Source organism: Lactobacillus agrestimuris (assembly GCF_943193025.1).
GTDB classification, from domain to species: Bacteria; Bacillota; Bacilli; order Lactobacillales; family Lactobacillaceae; genus Lactobacillus; species Lactobacillus agrestimuris.
This window is the reverse complement of record NZ_CALPCQ010000010.1, coordinates 53,295-66,904: the sequence shown is the minus strand read 5'-3', so window position 1 is coordinate 66,904 and position 13,610 is coordinate 53,295. Positions and strand designations below refer to the sequence as shown.

At 37.3% G+C, this 13,610-nt stretch carries 15 protein-coding genes; 8 read left to right on the top strand and 7 right to left on the bottom strand.

The genetic code is table 11. The features are described from left to right. On the top strand, positions 1-636 hold a 636-nt coding region (locus NFR82_RS04615; RefSeq protein WP_251717115.1), incomplete at its 5' end, for an LPXTG cell wall anchor domain-containing protein. A 460-nt stretch (positions 637-1,096) separates the two neighbouring features. On the opposite strand, the gene NFR82_RS04610 is transcribed toward NFR82_RS04615, so the two are convergent. Beyond that, positions 1,097-1,687: a C39 family peptidase gene (locus tag NFR82_RS04610; RefSeq protein WP_420908742.1), complete on the bottom strand. Its 591-nt coding sequence runs from the start codon at positions 1,685-1,687 to the stop codon at positions 1,097-1,099. A gap of 243 nt (positions 1,688-1,930) precedes the next feature. On the opposite strand from NFR82_RS04610, the gene NFR82_RS04605 reads away from it, so the two are divergent. Next, positions 1,931-2,452, top strand: coding sequence for a hypothetical protein (locus tag NFR82_RS04605; protein WP_251717113.1), 522 nt, complete (start codon positions 1,931-1,933; stop codon positions 2,450-2,452). A gap of 28 nt (positions 2,453-2,480) precedes the next feature. Here the strand turns inward: NFR82_RS04605 and NFR82_RS04600 are convergent, their stop codons facing one another. Then, a complete protein-coding gene (locus tag NFR82_RS04600; protein WP_251717112.1) occupies positions 2,481-3,422 on the bottom strand; it encodes a ribonucleotide-diphosphate reductase subunit beta in 942 nt (313 codons plus the stop codon). Positions 3,423-3,424: 2 nt separating this feature from the next. Next, positions 3,425-3,868, bottom strand: a complete 444-nt coding sequence (nrdI, locus tag NFR82_RS04595; protein ID WP_251717111.1) for a class Ib ribonucleoside-diphosphate reductase assembly flavoprotein NrdI — start codon at positions 3,866-3,868, stop codon at positions 3,425-3,427. A gap of 118 nt (positions 3,869-3,986) precedes the next feature. On the opposite strand from nrdI, the gene NFR82_RS04590 reads away from it, so the two are divergent. After that, positions 3,987-4,607, top strand: a complete 621-nt coding sequence (locus NFR82_RS04590; protein WP_251717110.1) for an LVIS_2131 family protein — start codon at positions 3,987-3,989, stop codon at positions 4,605-4,607. A 23-nt stretch (positions 4,608-4,630) separates the two neighbouring features. On the opposite strand, the gene NFR82_RS04585 is transcribed toward NFR82_RS04590, so the two are convergent. Both NFR82_RS04585 and NFR82_RS04580 read right to left on the bottom strand, forming a co-directional pair. After that, positions 4,631-6,136, bottom strand: coding sequence for an O-antigen ligase family protein (locus NFR82_RS04585; protein WP_251717109.1), 1,506 nt, complete (start codon positions 6,134-6,136; stop codon positions 4,631-4,633). A gap of 84 nt (positions 6,137-6,220) precedes the next feature. Continuing rightward, positions 6,221-6,538: a DUF2187 domain-containing protein gene (locus tag NFR82_RS04580; RefSeq protein WP_251717108.1), complete on the bottom strand. Its 318-nt coding sequence runs from the start codon at positions 6,536-6,538 to the stop codon at positions 6,221-6,223. Positions 6,539-6,647: 109 nt separating this feature from the next. Here NFR82_RS04580 and NFR82_RS04575 point away from each other — a divergent pair, with 109 nt between their 5' ends. From NFR82_RS04575 to NFR82_RS04560, 4 genes are all read left to right on the top strand, one after another. Further along, complete coding sequence (locus NFR82_RS04575) at positions 6,648-7,196, top strand: guanylate kinase (RefSeq protein ID WP_251717107.1); 549 nt, start codon at positions 6,648-6,650, stop codon at positions 7,194-7,196. Between the two features lie 166 nt (positions 7,197-7,362). Continuing rightward, positions 7,363-7,839 carry a C40 family peptidase gene (locus tag NFR82_RS04570; RefSeq protein ID WP_251717106.1) on the top strand — a complete coding sequence of 159 codons (477 nt, stop codon included), beginning with the start codon at positions 7,363-7,365 and terminating at the stop codon, positions 7,837-7,839. 238 nt (positions 7,840-8,077) lie between these two features. After that, positions 8,078-8,821 carry a C40 family peptidase gene (locus NFR82_RS04565; protein WP_251717105.1) on the top strand — a complete coding sequence of 248 codons (744 nt, stop codon included), beginning with the start codon at positions 8,078-8,080 and terminating at the stop codon, positions 8,819-8,821. 186 nt (positions 8,822-9,007) lie between these two features. Further along, positions 9,008-9,916, top strand: a complete 909-nt coding sequence (locus tag NFR82_RS04560) for a C40 family peptidase (protein WP_251717104.1) — start codon at positions 9,008-9,010, stop codon at positions 9,914-9,916. A 58-nt stretch (positions 9,917-9,974) separates the two neighbouring features. Here NFR82_RS04560 and NFR82_RS04555 read toward each other — a convergent pair whose 3' ends face one another. Then, entirely contained in the window at positions 9,975-10,976 is a 1,002-nt protein-coding gene (locus NFR82_RS04555; RefSeq protein ID WP_251717103.1) for a CAP domain-containing protein, read from the bottom strand. 109 nt (positions 10,977-11,085) lie between these two features. Continuing rightward, complete coding sequence (gene hflX, locus NFR82_RS04550; RefSeq protein ID WP_251717102.1) at positions 11,086-12,351, bottom strand: GTPase HflX; 1,266 nt, start codon at positions 12,349-12,351, stop codon at positions 11,086-11,088. A 203-nt stretch (positions 12,352-12,554) separates the two neighbouring features. Here hflX and NFR82_RS04545 point away from each other — a divergent pair, with 203 nt between their 5' ends. Further along, positions 12,555-13,607 (top strand): LCP family protein, encoded by a 1,053-nt coding sequence (locus NFR82_RS04545; RefSeq protein ID WP_251717101.1) that lies wholly within the window; start codon positions 12,555-12,557, stop codon positions 13,605-13,607. Positions 13,608-13,610 lie beyond the last annotated feature (3 nt).

The window sequence follows — 13,610 nt, the reverse complement described above, 5'->3', positions numbered from 1 at the left end:
GTTGCTGGTATTCCATTAACACAACCAGATAAACCTGAATTCCAAGGTGGCGTTGCTGGAATTCCATTGACACAACCAGATAAACCTGAATTCCAAGGTGGCGTTGCTGGTATTCCATTAACACAACCAGATAAACCTGAATTCCAAGGTGGCGTTGCTGGAATTCCATTGACACAACCGGATAAACCTGAATTCCAAGGTGGTGTTGCTGGTACTCCTTTGACTCAACCTGATCTTCCAAAATATACTGGTCCTATCTCTAATCCTGATGATTCTGAAACTCAACCAGAAAGTCCAGTTGCTCCTCTTCCACAAGAACCGGAAACTCCAACTGATAACAATAATGTTCCAAGTGAACCAGCCACTAATGAAGATACAGTTGCGCCTCACTCAATTAAGAAGAACACAGATAACCAAAAAAGTGCAGAGAAGAAGACTAGCCCTAAAGTAACTGCTCCAGTACATGCAACTAAGCTTGCTACAATAAGTCATCATGCACAAGTAACAAACAATAACCAAAAGAAAGAAAATACTTTACCACAAACCGGTGACCAAAAGAATAATTTAGCAATTGCTGGCCTCTTAGCAATTGGCTTAGGTATCTTAGGTTTGGCTATTAGAAGACGCGAAAATTAATTAATATTATTCTTTAAAGGAGTTAATGAAAAAGAATCAAGCGATAAATTCGCTTGATTCTTTTTGCTATATAAAACTGTTTTTATTTTATTTTCAAAAACTTTTTTAAGAAAAGATAAGGCCTGATAAAACTCAATATAATGCGCTTTTAACAGGAATACCAGCCAGAAAAAGGTGCAAAAAATACTTGTATTAAAAATAACTGGTGTTATTATATATAATGTCAAGAGAATAAGGACTATTTAAGAAAGAGGTATTTAAACTGTTTGAAACTGCTGCTTTGGAGTTAATTACACGATTTATACCTTGCACCTAAAACTATCACTATCAACGCAATGGAAGAATGCTTTCCAAGCAAGGTTGAACAGTGGTAAGTTAATTTCAACTAGCAATTCAGACAAATGCTTTAATATTTCTATTAACAAAAAAGAGGTATCAATTGATACCTCTTTTTTGTTACTTATTGAATGTATAATGCTTGCTTACCTTGTTGCTTATAACTGGCTTCGACGTTTTTCCAGGATACAGGGCGATTTTTATAGCCATATGGATCATTAACATAAACAAGATCCTTGGCCTTATTATAGCCGGTAATCACGCAGGCGTGGGACGATGGAGTTACCTTAACCTTACCTTGTTTGGTTTGCCAAGTTTGCATGTCGTTAACTGGCCTAAATTTAAGAGTAGTAATAATCATTACCGGATGACCTGAGGAAACTAGATAGATAAGCTGGTCAAAATCATCTCCAGTAGCGTTTCGAATTCGATTAGTGTAAAGTCTAGCGACATTATAGAGCGGCTCGTTATAAACGCACCAACCAGCATTTGCTTGACTCATATAGCCGACGAAGCCGATATGCGGATTGCCGCGATATTGTCCATCGTCACTGAAGGAACTGACGTGTTTAATTTTTTGCGCCAGTTCCATTTTATTGGTTTTGATGCCGTAATAATTTAGCAGCATTGATAGGGATGTGACCTCACAACCGTTTGGCAGTTCCGGCCACTGATTTTCCAAGGGAACATTTAACTTTTGCTCGGGCTTAGTCATCAGCCATTCAATTTGATTTTTAACTGGCTTTAAATTTAGGATTCCAATGATAGCGATGATAACTATAACCGGAATTAGCCAACGTTTTTGTTTTTTGCTTAAAAATTTTTTCTTAGTCATGTCTACTATTTAATCATGGAAAATGACTTTTGTGCTAAAAATTTATCCTTATGATTGTATTTAGTCGTCAAATTCGTTATTGTAATTAGGTAAAGACAATTTTTAAGCGAAGGACAATTTGTTTTGAAAATTAATTTAAAAGACTTAACCGAAAAAATAGAAAATGAAGATTATATTCAAGATCTTGAAACAGTTAAATACGCAGACATTAGCAAGTCTAAGACTAAGCTTCGGACTTATGCCGAGAAGATGGTGAAGGAAGTAGTTGCAGCTTTGAAGCATGATTCTTTGATTCAAACTCAGCTTGCAGTAGCCGGTCAAAGGCCAGCAACCTTTGCACTTGAGGTCGATATTATCAACTTACCTTATAGTAATTACAAGAAGATCTCTAACTTCTTTGAAGAAGGGGAAGAGTATCCTGTAAATGTTTACTTTGAAACCCGCTCGGATTATATTAATGTTTCTAAATTCAGGATCGATCAATTAGCTACTGAGGAAGAAATTCTTGCAGATCCTGATAAGTATACTGAATTATTAGTTGATGCGATTATTGAAAAGCTTCAAGTAATTAGAGAGTATAAAAAGTCAGATAGCAAAGATGAAAAGAAAACTGCTACAAAAACAGAAAAGAAGACAAAGAAATAGCCACTAGCAATTAGCTAGCGGCTTTTTGTTAATCTTTATCTTTAATTTCATGAAAATCAGTCAATGGGTTCGAATTATTGTAGAAGAAGAAACTTTCGAAGTTCGCACTCTTAATCACACCTTGTTGAATTTCAGTACTTAAGTCATCGTTACTATCTGGGTAGACAGTTGGGTAACCCAAGTTCAGTAAGTTCTTGTTCAAAGTGTAGCGGAAATAGTGAAGTGCATCGTCTTTACTATCGGAATAACCATATAATTCGTTAATTACTCCGCGCATTAACTTTTCAATTCTTTCAGTGAAAGTGTAAACCCAGAATTTGATTTCTTTTTGCTTTTCTTCTGACATATCTTCAAGTTCTAATCGGAACTTTACGCCTGGATACATGGCATTGAATGAAGTTGATCTAATAGCGTACTTAAGTAGTTCAATAGAACGTGATAAGTGCTTACCTTGACCAAATAAATATAATGGACCGTAAAATCCAACATGGTAGATTGCCATTTCAGTAAATGAAAGAGCAATCTTCTTTTGCCAAGCAGTACCTCGTTGATAGATCTGTGTTAATAAATCGGCCACGTCTTGCAGATTACGTTGTTCATTAGCCCATTCAATATATGAATCAGCCTTTTCAGGAGCAAGTGCTTTAATTGCATTGCTGTAACCTTTATTGGCAATTGCTTCAAGATAATTCAATGCACCAAAAACAGAAATTTCTTGTGGCGTTGCAGCGTCCATCTTAACTGAACTATCACCAATTTTAACTTGGATGGTGGATAGAAAAGCTAACGAACCAAGTGCTCGCAAGAATGTTTCTTGATACCTTTCGTCTAATTTATCAAATTCAGCCTTATCTTCATTAACTGGGATTCGCTCCGGTTCCCAAATAAAATCGCTTAAGCGGGACCAAGCAGAATAATCGACTCGATTTTCAATTTTATTCCAATTAATTGCTTCGTATTTTTTCGTCATTTTTACCTGTAATCACTCAAAAAACTAATCTTTCCGTCCATTTCTTTTGGTTTTTCTACTTCTTCAGTATTTTCACCTTCAGAAAGTTCGTTAACAATATTTCTGACATTTTTGACATCTGTATTTGTACCACTAAATTCTAGCAAATATAATATCGGCACATCCAATGTGACTGATAATTTCTTCGCCGTTTGGGCAAATAAGTCGTTGAAGTTTCGATTACCACAACCGATAATGCCAACCAATTTTTTCTTGTTGTCTTTATAATTTAAAAAATCAACTAAAGAATCCATCATGAAATCCTGGTAAGAAGGAGTGATTAAGATATATTCGCCCTTCATTTCATGTTTGGGAAAATCATCGGTAATTTCGTGTGCTTCTAATCCAGTCTTTAAGACAAATTTTTTAGTTTGACCTGTAATTGAATAAAATGCTATAGCTACCATATTTTTACCTAAAACTCTATCTATCAGCCTTATTTTCATACATTTAAAGGAGATAGTCAATTGATAGGACTAAAAAATAATCATATAATATGTAATACGAAAAATGGAGGACTTTAATATGAGCTGGAACTTGCTGGGAATCCTAATTTGGGTTGTTATCATTTTATATTTAATCATTATTATTCAGAATATCCGCACCCGCCGCATTAAGATGATCGTTAAGGATCATAAGCATTTTACTTGGAAAAATTTTACAATTACGGTTGTAGAAGTTGCAATTTTCTTGCTTGCTGCAGGTTGGGTACTAGGTCAAGGTATTTTTGATAATCCAGACTTAAATGATTCAAGCAGAATCACTTCGACTGTGAAGTATGAGCCTTTGGTTATGAATACTGGTGCTGGTAATTCAACTTATGTGAAAATTAATGCTGCAACTCGGAAGAATGGTACGCAAACTTACACATACTACCGTGCAGGTTCTAAGACAACTGTTTCAGGCAATTATGCTTCAGTTGCTTATGGCAACACGGCTAATGACGTAAATGCCGCTAGAATTCCATATGAGAAGAAGATGCTTAATAAGATGGATAAGAAGTATCAACGTGCTTATGTTGCCATCTATACTGCGAAATATAAGAATAATTGGCAAAACGGAATTGGCCTTCACGCTAATAGAATTGCAACTCGCTACTATTTGATTAGAATTCCGGATGATAGTTTTATTAAGACTGAAAAATAAAAAAGCCCCAAAAGGGGCTTTTTTTAATGCTTAGATTTAATTTGAATTAATAGATTTCCTTCTACAAATGCCAAGATGAAACTGGCTGTTAAGAAGTCCATCACGTTACCTGATGAAAAGGCAGCGAAGATCATGAAAGCCAGTGAAATCAATAATGAACTAACTAGATAAGTTCGAACTTCTTTGCGCGCGAACCATTTCCAAATTCCATATAAAAGAATTACCACGTAAGGTCCGATGAAAAGAAGCATACCGATCCAGCCAAGAGAGAAGATCTGGGAAGTGAAATCTCGCTCTAAGTTGAAGATGTTAGTTTCACGTGTGTAAGAAATTCCCAAATATTTATCAAGTGGATTGTTATTAGTATCTCTTACTTTAGTTAACATCGCTTCTTCTAAATGGCGATTTTGCATCCGCATTTCGCCAGGCTCCTTCATAACGCCAAGCCAGAACTCTGGATCATATTGATAAGGATAGCTCTTGAAGACGAATTTCTTATTTAAGGCATAAGCATGGTAATTTTTCTTGATGAAACCACGTAAGAAGTCAGCACGCTTTTTACCACTTGGATATTTAGCTAAGCCAGCATTAAGCTCACGGCTTTCATTAGTTAAATCGTGGTCAGACACGCGAGCAAGATATGCTTCATAGTTGTAGCGCTGAATAGCTGGACCAAATGGCAGGATCGCTAAGGCAGCTGCTTCAACAATTACGGCGAAGATTAATGCTTTCAGGTTCTTTTTGACATTTTTGATTAAAAAGGCATGAACGGCAAAGGCTAAAATTCCGATGATGATTCCGCCAAGTAATCCAATTGCGGCTACCTTAGTACCAATTTCGATCATTGCTAAGGCTTGAAAGGCCACTAAAGTTGCAATTTTCCAGTCAAACTTTTCAAATAAAAAATGCAACATTAATGGCAGCAGCATGAATAAGACGGCTGATACCATGTTGGAGAAGTTGAAAAAACCTTTGGATGCCATGTGCGAGTAGCCAATATTTGGATTGAAGAACCATTCAAATATATTAGCAGAAATGAAGCCATCCCCATATGAGCGCAGCGAAATAATGAATAGATTGCTGAAAACGATGGTAACTGAGAAGAGGCCAGATAGACTCATGATGACGGTCTTAAACTCTTCTTTGGTAAATTGCAGCTGCCTAGTGAAATAGATTGTTACAAGTGGCAAGGCCATTCTAATTAGATAAAAAATTTCACTGACAGTTGAATAGTTGTAGTCATTTGGATTAACACTGGTGAAATTTTTTACGTGCCAGAGGTGGACGATTGAATAAACAACTAATAAGACTAAATAAGCAATCAGCCACTTATCACGGCCAAGTTTTTGCCAATTTTGCCTTTGACTATAGAACATACCAGCGATGACAATAATTGCCAAGATGCGGATAATGGTTGGTAAAGTAAATGGTAAAACATCAGCCAATTTACCATTGTAAAACCAGTAAAGGTCAAGAAATGGCTGGATGATGATAAACCAGAATAGAAACTTTCTTGTTTTTTCTTTCATATAATACTCCCGAAAATTAATTTGACTCTTTGATTTTAGGCAAAAAAATAGCAGGGATGCAAGACCCCTGCGAAGATTTATGAATTATTTTTTATCTTTCTTATCTTTTTTGTCTTCAGCTGGCTTAGGAGCATCGCCCTTTACCTTTTCAACTTTAACTTCATTGATTGCTGCAACCTTGCTGCCCTTAGCAGCGCGAGCAGGCTTCAAGTTCTTAAAATTAACAACAATCTTGTGGTTTAAGTCACTTATTGCAGTCTCGTCAATCGGATCATATGAAGTAATTGATAAAAGTGCTGAATTTTCGTAAATTTTTTCAACTTTACCTTGGAATGGTTTCTTCAATTCTTCTTCTGACTTACCAGCTAAAATTGCGCCCTCTTTTACATCAGCTTTTTTCATTGTGACTTTCTCTTCCTTCCCATTTTTAATACAATAGTAGAATACTATTATAAACGTAATGAATTTACAAGTATAAATGTAATGAAATATACAAGGGAAGTTACTTTCAATGAAGAGAATTATTTTGATTGCTGGTCCAAGCGGTGCTGGCAAGACGACTATTTCAGAATATTTAAAAAGAAAATATGACATTCCGCGGGTCATTACTCATACGACTCGTCCAATGCGAGAGGGCGAAGTAGATAAGGAGAGTTATTACTTTGAAAATGATGATACATTTGCAAAACTGCACTTCTTTGAACATGTTAAATATGGCTCTTATCAGTACGGCTCAAGTCGGGAAGCCCTTGATGAAGCTTGGAAAAATAATGACCTTGTTTCATTAATAGTTGATATTCAGGGTGTGAAATCTTATTTGAAACAATTGGGTGACCAAGTTTATTTCTTATATGTCACAGCTTCTAGTATTGAAGAGTTAAAAGAACGCCTCATTCGGCGCGGTGACAGCATTCAGAGCGTTAAAGAACGTCTTAGCGGCAGTGAATTAAATCAGTTATCTTACGATTTAAAGCCTTACGCTCATGTTTTGCTAAATGATTCATGGGAAAATACTGCACAGCGTCTCAATGCGATTATAACGGGCCTTCGAAAGGATTGAGATTCGCTTTTTTACAAAAAAATTCAAAATTAATCGTTTTTCTTAATCACTTGGTAGTTTTTTTGAAACAAACGTGTAACATTCAGTAGGTATTATATAAACCGTTGAATGACAAACGACAAATATTATAGTCGAAATTAGGACAAGTTTAAGGAGAGAATTACTTTTGAGTTTTAAACGTAGTATTGTTAAGTTAGCAGCAGCCGTATCTATTTTCCTTACTGGAGCTTCAGCAGCAGCCGCAGTTATGCCTTCATCAGTTAAGGCTGACGAAGTTGTTCAAGCAAGCACTACTAAGCAAAAGCGTAACAAGGTTGTAAAGCTTGTTAAGAAGCAAATTGGTAAACCTTACATTTACGGTGCAACCGGTCCTTCAGGATTTGACTGTTCAGGTTTAACTTCATACGTTTACAAAAATGCTGTTGGTAAAATTTTACCAAGAACTACTTACTCACAAATTGCAACTGGTAAGTCAGTTTCATTGAAGAAGCTTAAGAAGGGTGACTTATTATTCTGGGGTAACTACCACGTAGGTATTTACGTAGGTAACGGTAAGTTCGTTCACGCACCAGCTCCTGGTCAAACAGTTAAGGAACAAACTTTAGCTTCATTCTACCCATCAGCAGCTAAGCGTGTATTATAATATTAGATTAGAACTTAAAATTTAATTTATTCCGCACAAAGAAAAGGCCATGAAATAATAGATTTCATGGCCTTTTTTACATCCAAGTATTCATTTTGTAACAGTTTTGTAATACTGCGCGAGTATTATAGATTATGTAGTTATTTTAAGAAAAGTTAAAGTTTATAACAAATCGTAGTAAATATTTTACTTTTTTACTACCACATATAGAAGTAAGAAAGAACTGGGAGACTTAATTTTGGATTTGAAAAATAATTTTGTAAAAGCTACCGCTGCTGCTGCTTTGAGTATTGCGGGTTTAGCAACCGTTAACGCTGTTAAACCTAACGCTGTTGCACCACATGTAAAGGCTGCTACTCAACAAGTAAAGATCAACTACGTTCCTAACTACGGAATTAACATTTGGGACAACTACAACCATGGTAAATTCACTGGTAAGCGTGCCCAACACGGTACTACTTGGAATGTACTTGATACTGAATTTGACGCTAAGGGTCGTACATGGTATGAAATTGGCGAAGGCCAATGGATCATGGCTAAGTACACTGTAAGTGCTGATCAAAAGGTTAAGACTAATACAGTTAAGAAAGTGAAGAAGGCTAAGAAGTCTGTTCAAGCTACTGGGGATGCTTCAGGTATCATTGCTTTAGCTAAGGCTCAACAAGGTATTCCTTACGTATACGGCGGAACTAGCACTAACGGATTTGACTGCTCAGGTTTAGTTCAATACGTTTACCAAAATGCAGCAGGTGTTAAACTTCCAAGAACTTCACAAGCACAATCTACTCAAGGAACTTCAGTATCAATGAACAACCTTCAACCAGGTGACTTGTTATTCTGGGGTGGTGAAGGTAGTGCTTACCACGTAGGTATTTACGTAGGTAACGGTAAGTATGTTCACGCACCAGCTCCTGGTCAAAGTGTTACTGTCCAATCAATGACTTACTTTAGACCACAATTTGCTAAGCGTGTACTTGGTTAATTAATAGAAAATTACGACGGATCTGTTTTTACGGGTCCGTTTTTTATTGCATTTAGGTAGCTTTTTTTAAGAAATTTTGCCGAATTAATAGAAATCTTGTCAAAATGTGGTTAGAATAAATATTATAAGTACAAAACTAGATGATCTGTACATTTATAGTTTTCGCTACCAAAGGGGATTGAATAGATGAAACATAAATTTTTTAAAATGGGTGCCGCAGCCGCTATCACAGTAACCGGCTTAGGCGCTATTTCGTCATTAAAAGCAGTTAATGCAAATGCGACAACATTTAAAACAGCAATTAAGAAAGTTAAGATTAAATACTTACCTGGTAAAGGGGTAAAGATCTACACTAACTATAATTCTGGTCGTTTTATGGGCTTTAGAGCCAAGGACGGTACAGAATGGAATGTTGTGAAGACTGCCGTTGATAAAGATGGTGATCTTTGGTACATGGTTGGTGATAACGAATGGATCCAAGCTCGTTACACTGTTGATGTTGATCAGGCAGCAAGTGAAGCTCCAGAAGCTAACGCAAATACGCAAAAGAAATCAACTAAGAAGGTTTCTTCAATTGCTAAAAAAGCTAAAGAAAAGATGACCACTGTTAAAGTTACGGCTGATCAAAAGAAAAAAGAAAAATCTCAAGCTAAGATTGAGAAGAAAAAAGCTAATGTGCAAAAGGCCAAGAAGATTGTTGCCCAAACAATTAATACTAGTGCAGTTAGCCAGGCTCCAGATAAGAAGACTGCAATTACTAACTTGGCAAAACAAGAAGTTGGTAAGCCTTACGTTTGGGGTGCTGTTGGTCCTGACTCATTTGACTGTTCTGGTCTTGTGCAATATGTTTATGCTCAATCAGGTGTGAACTTGCCAAGAACTAGTCAAGATCAAAGTAAAGTTGGTCAAACTGTTTCAATGAATAGTTTGCAACCAGGTGACTTATTGTTCTGGGGTTCGACTGATGCACCTTACCACGTAGCTATTTATATTGGTAATAACCAATATGTTAATGCTGCAACACCTGACCAAGGAACTATTTTGCAAACAATTAGTTCATATTACTACCCAACACTTGCTAAGCGTGTGCTTTAAAAATGAAATACAAAGAAAAATCCCTAGTTAGAGTATTCAATCTAACTAGGGATTTTTGTTACTTTTGTCTAAATAATCTAAAGCTATAACTGTAATAACTTCCGATTTTAACCTGATACTTGTGCGTGTTAACCAGTTTGGTCTTGCCTGGGTAGAAAGAAATCGCGGTCCGGTAGCCATCACTATAATGCGCATTCTTAAAATTCTTAACACGAGTTGCGCGGTAAGTTTTTTTGGTCGTCAGATCCTTAATGTAGATCGTAGGCGTAGACTTGATCTCTTTAGAAGAAAAATATGCGGACCATGGGGTATTATTACTTAAAAGTTCAATTGGAAAGACCTGCTTGCTTGGATATGTCACTACACTCTTAGCCGGGTCGCGAAGAATGTCGTCAGCGAAGACACCATTTTCAACTGAATAGAGCATACCGTTCTCGCCATAAGCGGCCCCGATTCCCATATGGGTTGCGCGTGCTGATAATAAAAGTGCACGGTGACCAGTATTACCGCTGCCAGCTAAGTTGTTTTTGTCTTGAAGTAAATCAGTTACGATTTCGCCAGCACTAGCAGAAGAGTTACCTTCTAAAAAATTAATATTACCAAGCGTTGCGTCTTCGGCAGTCTCCCAGTCAGTTTTGCTGATCATTTCAGGACGCTTGTAGTTGAGTAGGCCATGGGCATTTAAGTCAGGAGCTGCCTTAATTGCGGCAAGTGTTCCAGCTCCAATCTGTGCATCAAGGTTGTCTTTTTCAGGATTGTCTTCGCTAGGTAAACCAACCAAAGAGCGGTAGTAATTAATGTAGTTCATCGAAGTCTTGATGTAGTCGGGCTCAAGCGTACCAGGGTTGAACTTTTCAGTAAAAACCGGCACCGTTTCATATAAATTAATCTGATCGTAGACCTTCTTGTTAAGCGCGCGGTATTTCTTTTGGAAGCTCTTCACGCTCCGTGATTCGCTCTTGCTATATTTTGCGGCGCTAACTTGTTGAGATGAGGTCACGCCGACACCAGCAATTAAGATGCTGGCAGTTAAGGTTAGAAAAGCTTGTTTGATCTTCATGTTGTCCTTCTTTGTGTTTGAATCGTTACTACTAAGTTTAACATGAATTACTCAATAATCTAAAAATAACTGCATAGAAAAAAGTTGTCATAAATTGACAACTTTTTTCTTAAATTTCATATTGTTTAAAGCGGGAAAGATCATCTGGTGCAATATTGGCAGTGACATAAACACCATCATACTTATAGTTTTCGCTAGTTACTTGAGCACGCTCGTGCAAATATGCAAGAAGCTTGACATCAGATAACGGAAGCTTTAAATTTAGTTTGTCATAACTTGCGAATACGCGCTTAACAATTAAATCAGCGAGCATCTTGATCGACTTGTCGTCAACTGCTGAGTAGAGAATATCATTTCCTTCGATTTGCGGATAATTACGATCGGTTTGATCGGCCTTGTTGTAGGCTGTAATCATCGGAATTCCTTTAACGCCAATTTCATTCAGCACTTCTTGGGTTGTTCTGATCATTTGAAGCATGTTAGGGTCGGATGAATCTACCACGTTGATGAGCAAGTCGGCATCTTTTGCTTCTTGCAAGGTTGCCTTGAAGGACTCAACTAAGTTGTGAGGTAACTTGGAAATAAAACCAACAGTATCTGACAATATGAAGCTGAAATTGTTTTTCATGTCGATTCGACGCACGCTGGTATCAAGGGTTGCGAAGAGCATGTTTTTGACGAAGACTTGTTTATCTGAACTTTCATCTGAGAAAGCCTTGAGCAAGCCATTCATTGTAGTTGATTTTCCGGCGTTGGTGTAACCGACGAGTGCAACTTTAGGGATGCGGCTTTGGTTACGACGGTTTGCCTTGATCTCTTCTTGGCTTTCGACAGCCTTAAGCTCCTTCTTAATTGCAGAAATCTGTTTACCAATTGTTCGGCGATTCATTTCTAGTTTAGATTCACCGGCACCACGGTTGGCGAATCCACCACCACGTTGCTGGTCCAGATTGTTTTCTGAAGGGTGAAGTCGAGGAAGTTCGTATTGCAAGCGAGCGAGTTGAACTTGCAACTTAGCTTGCTTAGTACGGGCACGACTTGCGAAGATCTCTAAAATTAATTCAGTCCGGTCAATTACTCGCAGCTTAGTCATCTTCTCAAGATTACGAATCTGCACTGGTGTTAGTTCATCATTCAAGACTAAGACCTTGGCTTTTAATCCCTGGGCCATCGCTTTGATTTGGTTGATCTTGCCGACACCGAAGTATGTTCCGGAGGCGATGTTTTCGAGATTTTGCTGAGCTTGACCAACTACTTTCATATTATTAGCCTCAGTTAGGTTAGCTAACTCGGTCATATAGTAGTCGAAGTTTGGATCGTTGAGATTTACCCCAGCGATAAATGCTTTTACCTTTTTTGGTTGATTGTCAATCATACATTCACCTACTTTCAATTTTATAGTCTATCAATTATAGTACACTTGCTGAAAATAGAAAAGTAAATGAATTTTATGGCGATAATATGATAAAATTGCTAGTTTCTTCGACTTGTAAGCGGCTTAATTGCGATAAAGACTATAAAAAAGCTTTAGATCGTTATATAATGTTAAGAGTTAAATGACAAAATTGGGGAGAAAGTATGACAGAAGACAACAAACCAAAGCAAGTCCAGCATCAACATCACCACCATCACAGAAGTAAACGTAGAAGGAAGAAATTCTGGCGCGTTTTCTGGATTGTGATTGCCGTTTTAGTTGTTGCTGGAGTTTTTGTTTGCGGAATGGTATATAAGAATCTCCGCGACACTGCAGATAATATGTATACTCCGGTTGCTAAGCAGACTAAGAGTAATAAAGGTAGAACATTAGACAATCTATTAAATGAAAAGAAACCTATTAATATCCTATTATTAGGTACTGATACTGGTGCGATGGGTCGTCACTGGAAAGGTAGAACCGATACCATGATGATGCTATCGATTAATCCTGAAAAGAATACAACTGACATCACTTCAATTCCACGTGACTCGGCTGTAATCTTTCCAGACTTCAAGTCTTATGGTGTTACTAAGATGAACTCTGCTTATACTTTAGGCGGCGTTTCAGAAACTATTAAGACAATCGATAAGTATTACAGTATCCCAGTTGATGGTTACATCTTGATCAATATGGGTGGCCTTAAGAAGGCTATTAACCAAGTTGGTGGAATTGATGTAACTTCACCATTGACCTTTAGTAATATGGGGCATGACTTCGTTAAGGGTAAAACTTACCACTTAGATGGTAAAGGCGCATTAGCCTTTGCGCAACTTCGTCATGGGGACCCTAAGCAAGATTATGGTCGTCAAGAACGTGATCGTTTGGTAGTGCAAGCATTACTTAAGAAGTCCATTTCACCAGCAACCTTGCTTAATAAAGATTTCTTAGATTCAATTTCAAATGAAATGCAAACTGACTTAACTATGAATCAAATGTACAAGATCGGAATGGATTACCGTAAGGCTACTAACCATGTTCAATCTGATCATGCGCAAGGTGTAAGTAAAGAAACCAACAATGTTAAGTTTGGCTTAATGGAAATCGAAGTTGTAAGCCGTAAGGAACGTCAACGTGTATCTAACAAGATTAACAATGCACTTGAAGTTCCAACTAAGACCGTAATCAAAGATGACTCTGGTTACAATATGAATTAGGGA